Origin of the sequence: Microbacterium sp. (assembly GCF_036277215.1) — a bacterium.
Lineage (GTDB): Bacteria > Actinomycetota > Actinomycetes > Actinomycetales > Microbacteriaceae > Microbacterium.
This window is the reverse complement of record NZ_DASUNI010000132.1, coordinates 1-17,639: the sequence shown is the minus strand read 5'-3', so window position 1 is coordinate 17,639 and position 17,639 is coordinate 1. Positions and strand designations below refer to the sequence as shown.

Annotated in this window: 19 protein-coding genes; 7 read left to right on the top strand and 12 right to left on the bottom strand. The window is 69.1% G+C overall.

Annotated features, from left to right (window positions below):
* From VFX99_RS06945 to VFX99_RS06935, 3 genes are all read right to left on the bottom strand, one after another.
* On the bottom strand, positions 1 to 662 hold a 662-nt coding region (locus VFX99_RS06945), incomplete at its 3' end, for a DUF4239 domain-containing protein (protein ID WP_329665578.1).
* An 85-nt stretch (positions 663 to 747) separates the two neighbouring features.
* The gene (locus VFX99_RS06940; RefSeq protein ID WP_329665577.1) at positions 748 to 1,470 is read right to left on the bottom strand and encodes a class I SAM-dependent methyltransferase; all 723 of its coding nucleotides are present in this window, start codon (positions 1,468 to 1,470) and stop codon (positions 748 to 750) included.
* Positions 1,471 to 1,579: 109 nt separating this feature from the next.
* Positions 1,580 to 1,894: a hypothetical protein gene (locus VFX99_RS06935; RefSeq protein ID WP_329665576.1), complete on the bottom strand. Its 315-nt coding sequence runs from the start codon at positions 1,892 to 1,894 to the stop codon at positions 1,580 to 1,582.
* A 96-nt stretch (positions 1,895 to 1,990) separates the two neighbouring features.
* Between VFX99_RS06935 and VFX99_RS06930 the strand changes: the two genes are divergently transcribed.
* From VFX99_RS06930 to VFX99_RS06915, 4 genes are all read left to right on the top strand, one after another.
* On the top strand, positions 1,991 to 3,352 hold the full coding sequence (locus VFX99_RS06930; RefSeq protein ID WP_329665575.1) for a helix-turn-helix transcriptional regulator: 1,362 nt from the start codon (positions 1,991 to 1,993) through the stop codon (positions 3,350 to 3,352).
* Between the two features lie 97 nt (positions 3,353 to 3,449).
* Positions 3,450 to 3,881 (top strand): nuclear transport factor 2 family protein, encoded by a 432-nt coding sequence (locus tag VFX99_RS06925; protein ID WP_329665574.1) that lies wholly within the window; start codon positions 3,450 to 3,452, stop codon positions 3,879 to 3,881.
* Positions 3,882 to 3,955: 74 nt separating this feature from the next.
* Positions 3,956 to 4,567 (top strand): dihydrofolate reductase family protein, encoded by a 612-nt coding sequence (locus tag VFX99_RS06920; protein ID WP_329665573.1) that lies wholly within the window; start codon positions 3,956 to 3,958, stop codon positions 4,565 to 4,567.
* Between the two features lie 10 nt (positions 4,568 to 4,577).
* Entirely contained in the window at positions 4,578 to 4,922 is a 345-nt protein-coding gene (locus VFX99_RS06915) for a DUF2200 domain-containing protein (RefSeq protein ID WP_329665572.1), read from the top strand.
* Between the two features lie 26 nt (positions 4,923 to 4,948).
* Here the strand turns inward: VFX99_RS06915 and VFX99_RS06910 are convergent, their stop codons facing one another.
* Positions 4,949 to 6,079 carry a helix-turn-helix transcriptional regulator gene (locus tag VFX99_RS06910; protein ID WP_329665571.1) on the bottom strand — a complete coding sequence of 377 codons (1,131 nt, stop codon included), beginning with the start codon at positions 6,077 to 6,079 and terminating at the stop codon, positions 4,949 to 4,951.
* 148 nt (positions 6,080 to 6,227) lie between these two features.
* Between VFX99_RS06910 and VFX99_RS06905 the strand changes: the two genes are divergently transcribed.
* Positions 6,228 to 7,601, top strand: a complete 1,374-nt coding sequence (locus tag VFX99_RS06905) for an FAD-binding oxidoreductase (protein WP_329665570.1) — start codon at positions 6,228 to 6,230, stop codon at positions 7,599 to 7,601.
* A 25-nt stretch (positions 7,602 to 7,626) separates the two neighbouring features.
* Here the strand turns inward: VFX99_RS06905 and VFX99_RS06900 are convergent, their stop codons facing one another.
* The 5 genes from VFX99_RS06900 to VFX99_RS06880 form a co-directional block, all read right to left on the bottom strand.
* Positions 7,627 to 8,262: a hypothetical protein gene (locus VFX99_RS06900; RefSeq protein WP_329665569.1), complete on the bottom strand. Its 636-nt coding sequence runs from the start codon at positions 8,260 to 8,262 to the stop codon at positions 7,627 to 7,629.
* Complete coding sequence (locus tag VFX99_RS06895; RefSeq protein ID WP_329665568.1) at positions 8,259 to 9,092, bottom strand: endonuclease/exonuclease/phosphatase family protein; 834 nt, start codon at positions 9,090 to 9,092, stop codon at positions 8,259 to 8,261. The genes VFX99_RS06900 and VFX99_RS06895 overlap by 4 nt, the downstream gene beginning before the upstream one ends.
* Complete coding sequence (locus tag VFX99_RS06890; protein ID WP_329665567.1) at positions 9,089 to 9,892, bottom strand: glycosyltransferase; 804 nt, start codon at positions 9,890 to 9,892, stop codon at positions 9,089 to 9,091. Before VFX99_RS06890 ends, VFX99_RS06895 begins: the two co-directional genes overlap by 4 nt.
* A gap of 123 nt (positions 9,893 to 10,015) precedes the next feature.
* The gene (locus tag VFX99_RS06885) at positions 10,016 to 10,312 is read right to left on the bottom strand and encodes a DUF503 domain-containing protein (RefSeq protein WP_329665566.1); all 297 of its coding nucleotides are present in this window, start codon (positions 10,310 to 10,312) and stop codon (positions 10,016 to 10,018) included.
* A 1-nt stretch (position 10,313) separates the two neighbouring features.
* Positions 10,314 to 11,408, bottom strand: a complete 1,095-nt coding sequence (locus VFX99_RS06880; protein WP_329665565.1) for a phage tail sheath family protein — start codon at positions 11,406 to 11,408, stop codon at positions 10,314 to 10,316.
* 133 nt (positions 11,409 to 11,541) lie between these two features.
* On the opposite strand from VFX99_RS06880, the gene VFX99_RS06875 reads away from it, so the two are divergent.
* Positions 11,542 to 12,075, top strand: coding sequence for a bifunctional nuclease family protein (locus VFX99_RS06875; protein ID WP_329665564.1), 534 nt, complete (start codon positions 11,542 to 11,544; stop codon positions 12,073 to 12,075).
* A gap of 8 nt (positions 12,076 to 12,083) precedes the next feature.
* Here VFX99_RS06875 and VFX99_RS06870 read toward each other — a convergent pair whose 3' ends face one another.
* Positions 12,084 to 13,646 (bottom strand): carboxylesterase/lipase family protein, encoded by a 1,563-nt coding sequence (locus tag VFX99_RS06870; RefSeq protein ID WP_329665563.1) that lies wholly within the window; start codon positions 13,644 to 13,646, stop codon positions 12,084 to 12,086.
* 10 nt (positions 13,647 to 13,656) lie between these two features.
* Positions 13,657 to 14,373, bottom strand: coding sequence for an MBL fold metallo-hydrolase (locus VFX99_RS06865; RefSeq protein WP_329665562.1), 717 nt, complete (start codon positions 14,371 to 14,373; stop codon positions 13,657 to 13,659).
* 96 nt (positions 14,374 to 14,469) lie between these two features.
* Here VFX99_RS06865 and VFX99_RS06860 point away from each other — a divergent pair, with 96 nt between their 5' ends.
* Entirely contained in the window at positions 14,470 to 14,997 is a 528-nt protein-coding gene (locus VFX99_RS06860) for a TetR/AcrR family transcriptional regulator (protein WP_329665561.1), read from the top strand.
* Between the two features lie 22 nt (positions 14,998 to 15,019).
* On the opposite strand, the gene VFX99_RS06855 is transcribed toward VFX99_RS06860, so the two are convergent.
* Positions 15,020 to 17,639: hypothetical protein (locus tag VFX99_RS06855; RefSeq protein WP_329665560.1), on the bottom strand; the 2,620-nt coding region annotated here is incomplete at its 5' end.

Genomic DNA, 17,639 nt, shown 5'->3' with positions numbered 1-17,639 from the left:
ACGGCATTGACCGCAGCGCCCACCCAGATCGCGATCCAGAACAGCGTGGGCAGTTCGAGAGCGGTGGCGTCGATGCGGACCCGCCGCGTCTCGACGAAGTCGTCGAAGGTGGCAAGGAGCTGCTGGAACTCCGCGAGCTGCTGCAGGCCGTCGGGTTCGTACTCATGGATCTCCCGCTCGAGCTCGTCCACGAGCTCGAGGCTGGCCTCCGGCAGCTCCCCCCGCCGCTGGTCGGGCCAGTCCTCCTCGATCACGACACGCAGGTATTCCTTGATCGTCTCCTGGAGGGGCTCCGCCACCTGCTCCGGCAATCCCGTGGTGCCGCGGTAGAGCGCGGTGATCTGCCCGGCCTCGTGGAGCGCCGCTTCTCGCGTGTCCGAATAGTTCTCGTAGACCGACACCGCCACGAGTGCGAGCAGGATGCCGAAGAACACGCCGAAGGTGCCGATCACGTGACCGAGGACTCGATCCCACTGCTCGGCATCGTCGACCAGCCTCCGTACGACCGGCCGCAGCGCCACGACGACCAGGCAGGACAGGACGACGAAGCCGCCCACGAAGAGGGGCAGCGAAATCGCCAGGGGCAGCGTGGTGAACCAGGTCACGGGCAGTCCCTCCGCGTGAATCGACAGGTGCTGCGACATCCGAGCGATCGCGAGCATCAGCATAGGGGCAACGCCCGCCGCACCGACGACGCTCGACGCGTCCGGCACGACGGGCCGCTCGCGCCCGAGCTCGCCGCTCGGACTAGTCGCGCGTTGCCACGAACACGAACTCGAGGCCGGGCCGATCGGCGGCCTGCCGCACCTCGTCGACGGTGAATCCGGCATCCGCAAGCGTCGTCTCGAGTTCGTCCCGCTCACGGAAACGCAGCGTGGACGAGGTGGGCACGACGGTGCCGTCAGGAAGGGTGACTGCTCCCTCGAAGGTCACGGATGCTCCGTTTACCCGCGTGACCTCGGCCCAGGACTCGACGACGCCGAGGCCGTCGATCTCGAGCCGCACCGGAGACCAGTCGCGGATCCAGTCCTCCCATACGCGACGGGCCGGATCACGCGACTCGAACACCAGTCGCCCGCCGGGACGCAATGCGCCGTGGATTCCGCGGAGCGTCGCCATCCAGTCCGCGTCGGTCAGGAAGACCTGGGCAACGTTGCCCGTCATCGTCGCAAGATCGACCCGCAGCGGCGGCAGCGTGCTGGCGTCGCCGACGAGAAAACGGATCCGGCCGGCGCCGGGCTTCGCGCGGGCCACGTCGACCGACGCCGCCGCCGGGTCCACGCCGACCACTTCATGACCGCGGTCGGCGAGCATCAGAGCGAAAACGCCCGTCCCGCAGCCGACGTCCAGGACCCGATGCGCCCCGAACTCGGCCGCGATCGAGAGGTAAGCGTCGAGGTCGCGGCGTTCGGACTCGAAAAGATCGTAGAGCCGAGCAAGCCGAGGGTCCGCGAAGATCGCATCAGGCACCCCGACAGCCTAGGCAGGGCGTCGGGGCTGAGGGGCTGCGGCGCTGGGCGTCGCTCGGGCGGGTCCGCGGCGACGGAGCCGCGCCGATGAGGCCGCGGCTCCGCCGATGTCAGCGCAGGAAGGTCTCGGCCAGGCCGGCCGGACCACCGTGCCGACGCCAGGATGTAGCGATCACGCGGTAGGCCTTCTCGCCGGCGTCCTTGCAGACCTCGCGAACCTCGGGATCCCGGACGACGTCGCCGCAGGCCTTGCGGACTGCGGGCTTGCGCAGCAGGACGGCGGCCGAGAGTGCCGCGGCTCCGAGCGGGGCGAGGATCAGCCAGGGGCTGCCGGTGTTTCGCGTGCGCGCCTCGTCCGGGGCCTCACTCGCGCCGGCGCCGGGTGCGGGTGCATCCTGCTCGGACCAAGCCGGTAGTGCACTCATGCTCATGATGATCTCCCTATATAGTGGGCGGAGCGGATGCTAAATTAGCCCCGTGTTAGCCCGAGTATAGGCATGAAGTTAGGGTAGGTGTCAACCGTGGCGACAGAGCGCACGATCCCGAAACCCCGTCTGGCGGCGCAGGCTGCTGTGCTGAAGGCTTGGGGGCAGGAATGGCGGCGCGCGAACGGCAAGGGACAGCAGGATCTCGGCCGCGTCGCCGGTTACGGCAGCGACGAGAGCCCGAAGAGTGCGGCCGTGGCGATCTCGCGCATCGAGTCGGGCAAGACCGATCCGGCCGGCCGATACCGCCAGCGCCTCCTGGATGCGCTCGGACACACGGAGGCGGAGCTCGAGCAGGAGACCGACCGAGCGCTCGCCGCGCAGACTCGCCCGGGTGTGTTCACCCGCGCCATGGCCGGGCCGATCCACGAGGAGAACGAGGCGCGACGAGCGCAGATCATCGCCTCGTCGAACCTGCTGACGGAGCGGGTCACCTTCCAGATACGCAACGCCGAGCGCACGCTCGACCGAGCTCGTGGCGCCTTCATCCTCCCGTTCCTCGAAACCGCCGCGACGGTGGATTGGCAGCCGTTGCTCGCTGCCCAGGGTCTCGGCGCGACCGGCGGGACGGCGGGATCTCTCGAAGGTCAGATCCGCGGGCTCCGAGGACAGACAGAGCTCAGCATCCTGAAAACGGTGTCGAGGGCTGCACAAGACCCGGGTCCGGAGGCAGGGACGAGTGCGGGAACCGCGGCCGGGATGTTCGTCTCGCTCTCGGCGGCGGGGACCGTGTCGACCGGAACTGCGATCGCCTCCCTGTCGGGTGCGGCCGCGTCCAGCTCGACGCTCGCCTGGCTGGGCGGCGGTTCGCTGGCTGCCGGCCGCATGGGCGTAGCGGGCGGCACCGCCGTCCTGACCGGCATCGTCGCGCTGCCCGCCCTTCTCGCCATCGGCGGAGTGCTCATCTGGAAAGGGCGCAAGCTCCGCAAGGAAGCCGAAGCCGAAGCCGAGAAGCTGGACGCGGCACAGCAGGCGCTGGAGGACATGCAGGATGCGCTGCCTCGAGCGGAGCGCTGGAACGAGACCCAGCAGGTCATCATCCAGCGCGCGGAACTGCTCGGTCGCACCATTCAGTCCCGGTACGCGGAATCGACTCCCTTCACGCAGGTTCCCGCAGACCGGGCGGATCGCCGGATCGACTGGGATTCGATCCCCGCCGATGCTCGGAAGGCGCTCGATGTCGAACTCAAGCTGCTGAGCATCATCCTGGACACACAGGCGCTTCCGGTCTGGCTGGGTGTCACGACCGTGAGCGAGCCCGACCTGACGGCATCCCAGGAGAACACCGCAACCGTCTCTGAAGAGTGGATCGACGAGAGCCTGACGTTCGCTCAGTTCGACCTCGATGATCACGAGGAATGGGTACGGAGCCTGATGGCTCACGACTCGCGCACCTGACCGACGTCTCGAGGTTCGGCGACTGCCTGATGGACACCGCGCCGCAGATGCCCGAAGATCGACGAAAACACCGTCCGCCCCGGCGAAGGGTCGTGCAATGGAGTACGAAGACGTCCGCGCCCTGCTGCTGCGCCAGTGGACATACACCGGAGGACCCAACGAGTCCAAGGCATCGGAGCTCTATCACGACGACGTCGTGCTCGAATTCCCGCAGTCCGACGAGTGGTTCCAGGGCAAGGCCGCTCAGCAGGGCTGGCGAGAGCGCTACCCGGCGAAGCTCGATTTCCAGCCTCAGGAGATCAGAGGCTCCGGCGACCTCTGGATCGCGGAGGGGCTCCTCAGCTACGACGGCGGCGAACCGCTGCACTACGTCAAGATCATGCAGTTCCGAGGCGACAAGGTCGCGCGCGAGACGCTCTACTTCGCCGACGCCTTCCCGGCACCCGAGTGGCGCCGGCCGTGGGCGGCGGCGGGGCCGCGACCGAAACGCCACCAGGATTTGCCGGAGCATGTCATCGGCGGAAACTGAAGCGGTCCGCCGCGGCCTCGGAGAGATTGCGGTCGACTGGTCGCCCACGTGCGATCCTCTTCGAAAGGGAGCAGATGCCGGACACGACGTGCCACATGTCGATCTCGCTCGACGGATTCGTCGCCGGACCCGAACAGAGTCGCGAGCACCCGCTCGGCAAGCGCGGCATCGAGCTGCACAGCTGGCACATCGGCGACCAGCGGGCGAACGACGCCGACGCGATCGCGGCCGAGTGGCTGATGCGCCCGCGCGGCGCCTACGTGATGGGCCGCAACATGTTCGGGCCCATCCGGGGCGAATGGGAGGACGACTGGCGCGGCTGGTGGGGGCCGGAGCCGCCGTATCATGCACCGGTGTTCGTGCTCACCCACCACGCCCACGAGCCGATCGAGATGGAGGGCGGGACGACCTTCCACTTCGTCACCGACGGCTTCGACGCCGCATACGCGCGGGCGCGCGAGACGGCCGGCAACGGCGGCGTGGACATCGCGGGCGGCGCCTCGACGGTGCGGCAGGCGCTCATCGCAGGGGTCATCGACGAGTTCACGCTCGACATCGCCCCCGTCCTGCTCGGTTCCGGCGAGCGCATCTTCGACGGCGTCGAATCCTTCGGGTTTGAGCCCGTCGGGGTGCTTCACTCGCCCCTGGCCACGCACGTGCGCTACCTCCGCAGCCGCCCGCAATAGGATCGCGGGCATGAGCAGGATCTACACGATCAGCTTCGCGTCGGTCTACCCCCTCTACGTTGCGAAGGCCGAGAAGAAGGGTCGCACGAAGGAGGAGGTCGACCAGGTCATCGAATGGCTCACGGGCTTCGACGACTCGGAGCTCGGCCGGCACCTCGCCCAGCGCACGACGTTCGAGGAGTTCTTCGCAGACGCGCACCTCAACCCGAACGCCTCACTGATCACGGGCGTCGTCTGCGGCGTGCGCGTGCAGGAGATCGAGGACCCGTTGATGCAGAAAATCCGCTATCTCGACAAGCTCGTGGACGAACTCGCTCGTGGAAAAGCGATGGAGAAGATCCTCCGAGCCGCCTGAGATCCGGTGATGCGACGCAGAGAAGGTCAGGTCGCGGCGTACCAGCCGTTCGCACCGACATCGCCGCCCCAGCGCGGTACGTACTGATCGAAGTAGACGCGCGAGACGAGTTCGCGGCGACTGCTGACGCCGGCCTTGTCGAACACCGACTTGAGGTGGTCCTGCACCGTGTACGGCGACACGTGCATCGCGGCGGCGATCTCCTTCGTGTCCGACCCGCGCAGCACCATCCCGACCACGTCCCGTTCGCGGCTCGTGAGTCCGAACGCGTCGGCGACCAGCCCGATGACCTCCTGCGGACGCGCCACCTCGATCGTCACGACGACATCGCCGGCGCGGTCTCCACTTCCGCCCAGGGGCGACGCGTGCAGCACGAGCCACACGCCATCCGTGGTGCGGACGCGGATGCGCGGCATCCGCTCGATGTCACCTCGAGCGAAGCGGCGCGCCCCGGTGACCAGCGCCTGCACGATCGTCAGCGGGTCGCCGGTGTTCGGGATATCCGCCATGCGAGCCAATTGAGCGGTGGCTCCCGGGCTCGACTGCACAAGCCGATCGCTCGCGTCGACGATCATCACCGCAGGTCCGGGATCGACGGCCGGCTGAACCCGGCTGACGTGCGCGAGCAGACCGGCACGGATGCCGCGGGTGACGGCCGGGGCGATCTCGGTGAGGAAGTCGAGCTCTGGCTGCGAGAACGGCGTTTCGCCGGCTCCGCGGAAGAGGGAGATCGCCCCCCACGCGCCTGCCTTGTCGGCGAAGACGACGCGAGCCTCGTCGAGGAAGTCGAAGAACGGCACCATGAACTCGGCCATCCGCACGGACTGATCCAGATCGCCGTCGAGCGTGTCGTGCACGCCCACCGCGACCTTGCCCGCGAGCAGGATGCGGGTGAAAGTCGTCGGGTCCTCGCTCCCGTACTCGATCTTCGCCCAGGTGATGTCGCCGTCGTTGCTGCCGGTCAGAGCGCCGACCTTGCGGCTGCTCGAGACCAACGCGGTGGCGGGGTCGAGGGTCGACAGGCATCCCGCGTCGAACGGAACCGCGCGCTGAATCGCTTCGGTGGCTTCGTCCATGAAGTGGTGAAGCGGCAGCCCTGCGCGCGAGACGACGTCGATGTCGCTGCGTGCGCGACCCAGTGCCAACGCCGTGGTCATGCGCCCAAGTGTGCCCCTCCGCCCGCTCGCTGCGCCATCCCAGGATTCTGGGGGGCTGGAAAACCCCGTTCATCTGGGGTGTTGCCCGCCCGGCCCGCCGCGCGAGACTACTGACCGCCAACCATCCGAACGACCGAAGAGATCAGCCATGACACTTTCCGATGTTCCCGTCGACACGCGAGTCGACCGCCTCCGAGCTGCGCTCGGCGATCGCGTCGCCTTCCCCGGCGACGCCGCATACGACGCCGGGCGCGTTCCCTGGAACGTTGCGATCGACCAGCATCCGTTCGCCGTTCTCCGGCCCGAGTCAGCCGAAGACGTCGTCGACGCGGTCCGCGCGGCGACGGCGTGCGGGCTTCGCGTCGCGCCGCAGTCGACGGGCCACGCCGCGGGCGCCCTGGCCGACACGGACCTCTCGGACGTGGTGCTGCTGAGTCTTGCCGGACTTCGAGGCGCGACCGTGGATCCCGTGGGTCGTACCGCGCGCGTCCTCGGCGGATCGCAGTGGAATGACGTGCTCGCCGTCGCCGCTGCGCACGGCCTCACCGCGATGCACGGCAGCTCGGGCGACGTGTCCGTCGTCGGCTACCTGCTCAGCGGAGGGCTGTCGTTCTATGGGCGGGCCCACGGGCTCGCGGTTGAGACTGTGCGTGCGGTACAGCTCGTCACTGCAGACGGTTCCCTCGTGCGCGCGAGCGCCGATGAGCACGCCGATCTTTTCTGGGCGCTGCGCGGCGGCTCGGGTGCGTTCGGCGTGGTGGTCTCGATCGAGATCGACCTGCTGCCCTACGCCGACGTGTTCGCGGGGATGCTGCTGTGGGACGCGTCGCACGCCGATGTTGTCGCGCGCGCGTGGGCGGAGTGGACTGCGACCGCGCCCGAGACCGCCACGACGACGCTCCGGGTGCTCCACTTCCCTCCGATGCCCGAACTGCCGCCCTTCCTCAGCGGACGAGCGCTGGTGGTCGTGGACGGGGCGATTCTCGACACGGATGCCGCGGCATCCGCTCTCCTCGCCCCGCTGCGCGCTCTGGAGCCTGAGATGGACACGTTCGCGCGCATCCCTTCGGCCGGTCTCGTCGCCGTGCATATGGATCCGCCCGACCCGACCCCGGCCCTGACGGCGCATGCGGTCCTGGACTCGCTGCCCGGTGAGGCGGTCGACGCGTTAGTCGCGGCCGCAGGACAGCCGGGTCTGTTCATCGTCGAGTTGCGTCACCTCGGCGGGGCGATCGCGCGCCCGGCTGCGAACGGGGGAGCGGTGTCGTCGCTGGAAGGCGAGTATCTGCTTCACACGATCGCCGTGGTGCCGGTCCCGGAGGCGTTCGCGGCGGCGGCGGCCGCGGTCCGCGCCGGCATCGCGCCGTTCGAGCCGTGGCGCACCGACGCGCTGGCGCTCACGTTCATCGACGGCGGGGGAGAGGACGCGACTGCCGGGTACGGCGCAGCGGCCGCGCGGCTGCGAGAGCTGAAGCGGCTCTTCGACCCGGCGAATGTGTTCGCGTCGGCTCGAGCCGTGTGACGGGAGTCGTGGGACCCTCCGACGGCTAGCGCGGTCGACCTGCGGATTGCACGGAATCCGTTGGTGCCGCGCTCCCGTGGTCGTCCGCATCCGGCCGGCGCAGCCGGACGAACGCCAGCACGATGCCCGCGCACACACCGCCGAGACCTCCGACGGCCATGTCGCCGATCGTGTCGGCGTAGGCGACGAAGATGTCGTCCGTGATGAAGGTGTAGCCGAACCACTCGACCATCTCCCAAAGGGCGCTGACCGCCAGGCCCAGTGCCGAGGCCAGCACGAGCGGAGTCCTCGCCGACGATCCCGCTCGCCGTGGATCGGCGACGACCTTCACCTGCGCGAGCGTCAGGTAGGCGGCGACGACGATCACACCCGTGCAGACGAAATGGACGACGAGGTCCCACCACGGAACCGTCGTGTACACGTCGAGCACGTTGCTCCACGCTGCGATCAGCACGCTGACGCCGAACATGATGTCGAACCCTGCCCGAGCGCCGAGGAACCGGGGGAGCAACAGCGCGGGCAGCGTGAACGCGAGGATGCCGGCATCCGTCCCCGTTCCCCAGATCGCCAGGACGAGGACGCTCGCCACACCCAGCACGCGCACGGCGTCAGCGAGGTATTCGAGCACCGAGCTCGGGGGATGCAGGAAGTTCCTTCTCACGGTGCTCCTGTCTCGGGCAGGCGGATGACGGCGTGTACCGGCAGATGGTCGGACGGCCAGCCACCGTTGATGCGTCGGCCGTTTATCGCGACGCGCAGCACCCGTACACCGGCAGTGACGGCGATCCAATCGATCCTCGCCGAGCCGGCCCGCGGCTCGCGGTATGCGCCGAACGTGTTCCAGGGCGGAGTCGCCCGTCGCTCGGCGCGATCCCACGCGTCGCGCAGCGCCCCGTTCGCTAGCAGCGTGGTGATCGCTCGGGACCTCGGACGGGCGTTGAGGTCGCCTGTCACGAGAACCGGCAGCTCCTGGTGCGCGACCACGTCGCGGATGTGCTCCGCAGCCCGCGCGCGAGACCGTCTCGAGAAGGGATCGAGGTGGGTGTTCAGGGCGACGAGGCGCAACGAGGTGGCGCGATCGCGGAACTCCGCGCGCACGAGGACTCGCGGGATCAGATTGCCCCACGACCTCGATCCCGGCTCATCCGGATGATCGGACAGGGCGGTCTGCCCCCAGTCGAGCAGTTCGAGGCGTCTCGTGTCGTAGAACAGCGGGCATCCTTCGCCGGTGGGTCCCGGGAGGGTGCCATGGCCGGCGAATCGGTACTCGCGCCCGAGCGCCTCGGCCAGCGCTGCCGCCTGGTCGGGGAGCGCCTCTTGCACCCCGAGCAGCGTGGGGGATTCCTCGCGCAGCAGCTTCTGGATCTTCGGAAGTCGATCCCGCCACCGGTCCGCTCGCCGCCACGTTCTATCGATGCGCCGGCGGATGTTGAACGTCATGACGTGCAGGTCGGGTGGTCCGACCTCTCCGATGAGCGCCCCGCCACTCATCCGCGAGGCCTCGAGGCGGCGATGACCGTGACGCGATCTCGCAATCTGCGCAACGCCATCCGCGTCCAGCGGATCGGCGGGAAGTCGTGAGGCCAGTGAATCAGAACCGTGCGGAATCCCGCCGCGATACGCCGTAGGAAAGCAGAGCGGCTGGCGAACGGGCGCATGGACATGCCCATCCGAGCACCGGGCAGATAGCGGATCCGGAAGCGCTCGCCGAGATGGAAGGCGAGATCGAGGTCGTCATGCAATCCCGGATCGTCGAGATGCGCTCGTGCGCGCGCGTGACGCCACGCCTCGCGCCGGAAGGCCATGTTCGAGCCGAAGAGGGGCAGATGCCCGAGAGCGGATGCCGCAACGGCCGCATAGCTGGCGAGGTACGCAGCCGCCAACAGCGAGCGCAGCGGTCTGGGCCCGTCGATGAAATGCGCCCCGCCGCTGAAGGCATCCACGTCGGGCCGGCGCTCGAAGGCGTCGATCACCGTCTCCACCCACAGGCGGTCGGGTACGCAGTCAGCGTCGAGGCGGAGGATCAGCGCACCCCGGGCGCAGTCATAGCCGTGGGCCGCCGCGGCGGCGATCCCCGGGCGGTCGCAGCGTTCGACACGGGCGCCGGCCGCGCGCGCCGTTCGTGCGGAAGCGTCCGAGGACGCGTTGTCCACCACGAGAATCTCGTCGGCGGGTCGGGTCTGCGAAGCCAGTGCACTGAGGCATCGCCGCAACTCGGGGGCGTCATCCTTCACCGGGAGCACCACCGAGACAGTGATGCCGCTGGAGGCTGTGGTGCGAGGGGTGTTCACGACGTCTCCTCAACGGGTTCCCTCACCGTAACCCGCGAGGCGGATCCTCTGCCGTGCTTGACAACGCGCGATCGCCTGTTCAGCCACTGCCCGGATCGACCACCAGGACAGCGCGGTCATCGATCAGTCCTCGCTAGAGTGCAGTCCTCGGCGGGCCGACAGGATCGTGATCTCGGGATGCGCCTCGGTGAGCAGGCGGTCTGCGCGGTCGAGCACATCTCGGACGTGAGACGCGCCGCCGGCGACGACGGAGATGCCGATGACCGCGCGGCGGTGGAGATCGTGAGCACCGACCTCCGCGACGGCCGCCTCGGTTCGCCGGCTGAGGTCTGCGATGAGAGGCCGAAGGATGCTGCGCTTCTCCTTCAGCGAGTGCACGTCGCCGAGGAGCAGGTCGAACTCGATCCAGCCGATCCACACGTCATTCCGGCCCGTGGTCCGCGTCTCTCGTCCACTGTCCGATTCTCAACGTCACGAACTCGGCGGCCCTGGACGGCGCGAAGCCCAGCAGGCAGACCAATCGCCCGGTGTCGATGTCGTTCTGGGTCATCGTGCTGGCATCGCATTTCACGAAGTACGAGTCCTGCGGCCTGCGTCCGGCGAACGCGCCGTCCTGGAACAACCTGTGGAGAAACCGCTCGATCGCGATACGCACGCTCTGCCACAGTGGCTCAGCGTTCGGCTCGAACACGGCCCAGGCCAGGCCGCGGGCGAGGCTCGCCTGCAGGAAGAGGGCCGTCCGGCGCACCGGGACGTATCTCCACTCGCTCTCGGTCGACTGCGTGCGGGCGCCCCAGATCACGGTGCCCGTCCCGGGAAAGCCACGTATCACGTTCACCCCGAGCTGGTTCAACTCGTCCAGCTCCGAGCGGCCTGCCGTCGCTGCCGTACCCGACACGCCATTGAGCACGGCGCGCGTCCCGGCCGGCGCCTTGAAGACGCCGAGGGTGGCGTCGGTGCGCGCGAAGATGCCCGCTACCGCACCGAGCGGTGAGATCTCCTCCTCCGGGTCCTGACCGACGGGGCGGCGCACACGGGGCCAGTAGACGGCGACGTTCGAGCCGGTGGCGCCGATCGGAGCGACTCGGTCGGCAGACATCGCCTCGATCGCGCTTGCCGCGTCCGGCCATGCGCCCTCGACCAGCAGCATCGCCGGTCGATCTGCGAGGCCCTGGGCGGCCGCACCGATCACCTCGGGTGAAGGGGGCGGATCGGCGACGACGGCGACCAGCGAGACATCGCGATGCATCGCCTCGATCGCGCGTCGGACCGATCCGGGCTTCAGGCTTTCCACGGCCGCGATCCAGGCGAGCGATCCGCCGTTGCGGAAGAACTCCTCGACGGCGTCGCCGATTGGGGAGCGTCCCGGCCACCGCTGCGTGTAGGAGCCCCAACTCTCGACGTAAGTCGGCGTAGGAGGGCCACCCTCGGCAACGCCGACGAATGCGGCGACCGAGGTGCCCACGGCCTCGATCGGCCTCGGCCCGGACGGAACCTCCGGATTCCGGTCATCCATCGTGCACCCCTGACGCCGAGCCTTCTCTCGACCGCGAGGGGTGTCAATGCCGTCCGCGGCGCGCGCGCTTCGCCCCGGACCGCACGCCCGAGTGCAATCATGGAGAAGAGCCGTCCGTGAGGGAGGAGGGCCGATGATCCAGGTTCGCGTTGCCGGTGTCGCGCTCGACCCGACGGGCCAGCACGTCATCCTGCTCAAGCCGATGGACGAGGTGCCCGGTGAGGGCCGCCTCCTGCCGATCTGGATCGGGCAGCAGGAGGCCACATCGATCCTCATCGCCGTCGAAGGCGCCATCGTCCCGCGCCCGCTCGCCCACGATCTGATGCGTTCGCTGCTCGAGTCCGTCGACGCCTCGGTGACAGGCGTCGCCGTCACCCGCATCGAAGAGGGCACGTTCTACGCGGAGATCACGATGTCGACCACGCGTGGCCAGCGGATCGTCGATGCACGTCCATCAGACGCCGTCGCCCTTGCATCTCGCGTGAGTGCGCCGATCTGGGTGGCCGAGGCAGTGATGGACGACGCGGGCGTGCCCGACAACCTCACCGAGAACGACGACGAGACCGTGCTCGAAGCCGACATCGAGCCGGGGCCGGAGGCGGAAGAACGCCTCGACGAGTTCAAGAGGTTCCTCGAGGACGTCGATCCAGAGGATTTCCGCGGCTGATCCGCGCCTCAGGGAAAGGCGAGAACCTGGTCCCCCCACCCTGCCCGCAACGGCGCGTCCAGATCCGCGACGACGTGATCCTCTCGATCGATGACGAGCGTCTCGCGTGCGCCCCGCTCGTAGACCGGCCACGCCACGGCATCCGTCGCTTGGGGCTCACGCCCGTGAGCGAACGCCGTCCAGCGCTCGCGCATCCGCTCCGAGATCCGCTCAGCGGCCCGGCGCCCGCCGAGCCAGAAGGTCGGGTCCTTCGGGCGGCTCCGCAGGTTGCCCCAGACGTAGGGCAGCTCCGCGCCGTGCGTCGCGCCGATCCCGATCAGGTCGAGTGCGCGAGTCGCGTGGTCGAAGCGGTACAGCCAGACCGGCGCGACGGTCGCATGCCCTTCGGCGATCCAGATCGTCGGCAGGCGGAATGCGATGTCGCGTGCGATCCCGAGCCCGAGCACCTTCTGGCGCACGCCCTCGTAGCTCGTGAGCACCGCCTCGCGCGACGGCAGGGCGACGTCCGGATTCTGCGCGCGCATGTCGGCGAACATCCGCTCGATGTCGGCTCTCGTCACGGGCATGAGCGGACTCTTCATGTACTGGAAGAAGGACGCTTCGTCGCGGTTCGTGCCGATGAGCAGGGGCACGGGCAGACCACGTCCCGCTTTCAACACGGATGCCGGCGCCTCCGGCACCAGGTCGCCATCCACGATCGGCGCGAACGCGAGCGTGCCGGGAGACTCGCGAGGTACCGCCGCGAACAACGCCATGGTGGCACGGACGACCTCGTCCACCGGGAGTTCCCGTGCGGAGCCGACGGCCGCGGCATCCACCCTCGTCTCTCCAAGGAACAGCTCGGCCACCTCGCGCGCCCGGGCAGAGCCGTACACGCTGGTCGCGGGAGACGACTCCACGATCGCGCGAGAGAACAGTCCCCTCGCGCTGGGGGTCGCCAGAAGAGTCGTGACCAGGCCACCGCCGGCCGATTCGCCGAACACCGTCACACGGCCCGGATCGCCGCCGAACGCTGCCGCGTTCACCTGCACCCATCGCAGTGCCAGCAGGATGTCCTTCAGGGCGAGGTTGCCGTCGAAGGGGGCCTCGGGAGTGCTGTACGACGAGAGGTCGAGAAACCCGAGGGCGCCGATGCGGTAGTTGACGGTGACGACGATCACGTCGCCGCTGGTCACCATCGCCGTCGCGTCGTACAGCGGCTGGCTCGACGATCCGAATGTGTATGCGCCGCCGTGCAGCCACACCATCACCGGCCGCGGTGCCGCGTCGGGCGCTGACTCGGGCACAGCCGGCCGCCAGATGTTCAGGACCAGGCAGTCCTCGTCCTGGCGCGCCCCGACCCCGAGATCGAGGGCGGGGTTGATCTGCTGCGGCGCGACCGCGCCGAACACCGTGGCATCGACCTCGCCCTCCGCAGGTTCGGCCGGCAGCGGGTTCCGCCAGCGCCGCGGGCCCGTGGGCGGCTGGGCGTAGCGGATGCCTTTGAACACCTCGACGTCGCTCAGACGGGTGCCTCGGAATGCTCCTCCCGGACTCGTCACGACCGGGGACGGATGCACGGTGTCGGCCATGCCCGTCAGCCTAGGGTCGTGCAGCGCTTCGCACGGCGGCGGCGACATCCGCGGGGCTGCCGCGCCAGGGTGCGCCGTGGCCGGGCAGGATCCACGAGGCATGGATGTCAGAAAGGCGGTCGAGCGAGTCGAGCGCGACCGCCGGCTCGTCGGTGAACGGTGCCGGCTGAATGCCTCTTCGGCCGGTGAGCACGTGACGTGTCGTGAGAGCGTCTCCGACGAAGACGGCATCGACGAACGGCACGTGCACCGCGATGCTGCCCGGGGAGTGCCCAGGCATCCCGATCACCACCGGCGACCCCGGGAGCGGCAGCACATCGCCGTCGGCGACCTCGATGACCTCGGACACGTAGCGCGTTCGCACTCCGCCCTTGCGCAGCGCGTAGGCGAAGAAGCCCATCGTCGCGCCGAGGCGCATCGGACCCATCGCGACCTTCGGCTTGTCGCCGCCCCCCGCGCGATCTGCGTCCGCGGCGTGCACGTAGACCGGGACGCCATGGTCTGCGCGCAGCCGCTCAGCGAAGCCGAGGTGGTCGCTGTCGCCGTGCGTGAGCACCACGCCTCTGATGTCGTGAAGGGATCGTCCCATCGCCGCGACTTCGGCTCGCAGATCACGCCAGTGCCCGGGAAGCCCTGCGTCGATCACGGTGATGCCCTCGGGCGCCTCGACGACATAGGCGGCGACGATGTCGTTGCCGATGCGGTGCAGGTGCGGTGCGAGTTCCATGGCGTCTCCTCGAGGCTGTGGTGATTGTGATGGCTACGATATATAGCTATGATGGCTCACGTCAATAGCCATGAACCTGGCTCAGGAGGATGACGAATGCCGACGCCGGATCGCACTTCGCTCGCCGAGATCGTCGACGCCGGCCGCGGCATCCTCGAGTCGGGCGGACCATCGAAGCTGACCATGCAGGCCGTCGCAGAGCGGGTCGGCGTGCGCGCGCCGTCGCTGTACAAGCGCGTTCGTGACCGCGACGCGCTGCTCGAGCTGGTGGCCGGGGCAACGGCGGACGCCCTCGCGGACCGGCTGGAAGCATCGGATGGCTCGCTCGCCGCGCTCGCCCACGAGTACCGGGCATTCGCCCGTCGCCATCCTGAGGGCTTCCGGCTGATGTTCGCGGTCGACGGCGCGGCGGCGGCGATGGCGCGTGCGAGCGCGCCGGTGCTGCGCGCGACGCGTGAACTGGTCGGCCAGGATGCCGCCCTCGACGCCGCCCGCCTCGTCACCGCCTGGGCGACGGGCTTCGTGAACATGGAACTGTCGGGCTCGTTCCGCTTCGACGGCGATCTCGACCGCGCTTTCGATTACGGACTCGAGAAGCTGTCGGCAGGCCTGCGGGCGCGGTGACGCATCGATGCTCGGCGCGGCGCTATGGATCCGTCATGGCCATCGACGGCAGGATCACGTCGAGGTCGGGCTGCCAGTACTCCTGATCCGCGGCCCACGTCGTGATGGTGCCGTACGCCACCGTGGTCCCGCGCATGGCGTACATCTGCCACTGTCGCAGCGGCTCGTCCGCTCCGTCGGGGACCCACGTGTACACGAGCAGTTCGGCGGCGTCGGCTCCGGGAACACCGAGGGCCGTCCGTGACTCCAGCTCGAACTCGGGATACTCATCCGGCGTTCCCGCGTAGAAAGCGACCGTTTCATCGACGTATGCCGTGAGATCGCCTTCGTACTCGTCCGTCGAGAGCAGCAGGTTCGCGCCACCCGCGCAATCCTTCGCCGAAAAGAGGTCGCCGGTGCTTCCCGGTGGCCGGATCGCCGCATCCCACCAGGCCGGCACCTGCAGGGAGACCCCATCCGCCTCGAGCAGCGTGCCCTGCGCGGGCAAGCCGTCCAGCGGCCGTTCGAGCGCGATCGAGTCGTACAACTGCCAAGCGACCGGGGAACCGGGCACACTCGCCGCGCGAATCTCGAAGAGCGCGCCGCCACAGCCCCACTGCGATGCGTACGGCGCCAGACCTGCACCCTCGATGACGTCGGGCTGACCGTCGCCGTCTGCATCCTCGCCCTGTTTGACGACGACATGGGGCAGCCCGAGCAGCCACGGACTCGCGACGGGGGAGAGGCCGCTGTCCATCGACGTCGCCCACCAGGTGCGCAGCGCATCCTCGAGGTACGCGTCGACGTCGGAAGGCACGATGCCTTCGACGCGACGCACGGTGATCCCGGCGAAATCGTCGGGGCCCACATGCCACTCGACGCCGTCGTCCCACCACTCCGACCAGTCCTCGGGCACGACCATGCTGATTCCCAGACGCTGCGATTCCAGGCGCACGAGGGTGCCGTCGCTGACGTAATCGGCGAGGAACTCGATGCGGCGCCCACCCACGTACACGTCGGCGCGATACTCGCCCGACTCCAGCAGCCACCCGGCCGAGACGGGGAAGTCCAGGTGGTATCCGCCACGCAGCGAGTTGGCGCTCGCCTCGGTGAGCACGCCCCAGCTGAGGCTGTCGTCGGGCCGGTAGTACCAGATGATCTTCACGTCGGCCGGGCCGTCGGCGTCGATCACATCCACCTGGAGCTCCTGAGGGTAGACGTCGAAGCGCGACTCGCCCAGACCGATGCCCGGTCCGCGCGACGGCTGCACACCGAGGATCGCCGTGCGGTAGGCGTCCAGCGCCACGCTCGAAGGCAGCAGCTCCAGATCGCCGAGTGCGCCCAGGCGCGTCAGATCCTCGACGCCCGTGTCCACCAATCCGCCGCCCGGGCACTCGGCCGCAGGGTCGAGGCATCGCTCCGCGTACCAATACGCCACCAGCGCCTCGTCACGCTCACCCAGACCGGCCAGCGCCAAGGCGCGATTGAACCGCGTGATGTGGATGCCGTTGCCCCCCGCCTCGGGATCGGAGGTGAACGCCGACAATGCCGCGTCGGTGTGCTCCAGTCCGCGTCGCAGCGCGCCGCCGTCATTCGACTCGATGCCGTCGACGATCTGGAACCAGCCCAGATTGCTCTCCAGCAGCGGAGTGACCGGTCCCACAGCCATCGCGCGTTCGAGATCGTCGATCACGCCGGGTATCGCCGCCGGGTCGATCTCGGGGGAGTACGCGGGCCACTCGTGCAGCGCCGCCGCACAGTCCCGGGCGAAAGCGCGCCCGACGAAGGCGGGCCCGTAGCCGTCGAAGACCGCGATCGCGTCGTCCAGTCCGGGCCCGGCGTTGCACGAGTCGGACTCGCTCGCCGCGATCCCCTCACCGAAGAGCCGGGCGGAATCGCCGCGCGGGACGCCGGTACCTCCGAGAAGCGCCGGCAGCGGTATCAGCGCCATGACGACGCCGAGCGCGGCACCAGCTCCTCCGATGGTCAGCAGCGTGCGGGAGCTGCGGTCGGACCGCTCGGTGCTCGCGGCAAGGGCGAGCAGGAAGGCGGCCAGTCCGATCACGACCAGGGCGACCGTGAACGTCGAGCCGTGGGCCGACCAGATCCTGGCCTCCTGCCACGACAGCGCCGACATCACATCGCACGCCCGCGACGGCCGCTGCTGATCGAGCACGTACCAGAGCACCGAATCGGGATCCGAACCGAGCTCTCCGAGCAACGCGCTGGGCAGGGGCGCCTCGGTCGCGCTCTGCGACGGACAGTCCGAGGAGTTCTGGGAGGTCAGAGTGTCAGCGGACTGCTCGCGAAGGTCCTGGTCGGCAGCGCGCATCCTCTCGTCGACCAGATCGCGCAGCGCGGCGACGGCATCGGGATCAGCCGCAGACGGAGCGACCACGCCGGACTCCTGGCCGGCAGCGAGCTGCGCTGCAGTGACCTCGTCCGCCTCCATCTGTGCGATGAACGACAGCGACGCGAGGGCCCGCAGTGCCTGCTGCTGTCCGACTCGTGCCAGATCGAGCGCGAACGTGCTCTCCCGATCGGCTCGCGCGATCGACTCCCGCTCCTGAATGGCGGCCATCGACAACCCCACCGCGGATGCCGTGAAGGCGACGAGCGCGACGGCACCGAGGATCTCCGCCCACCACTGCGGGCGCGCACTG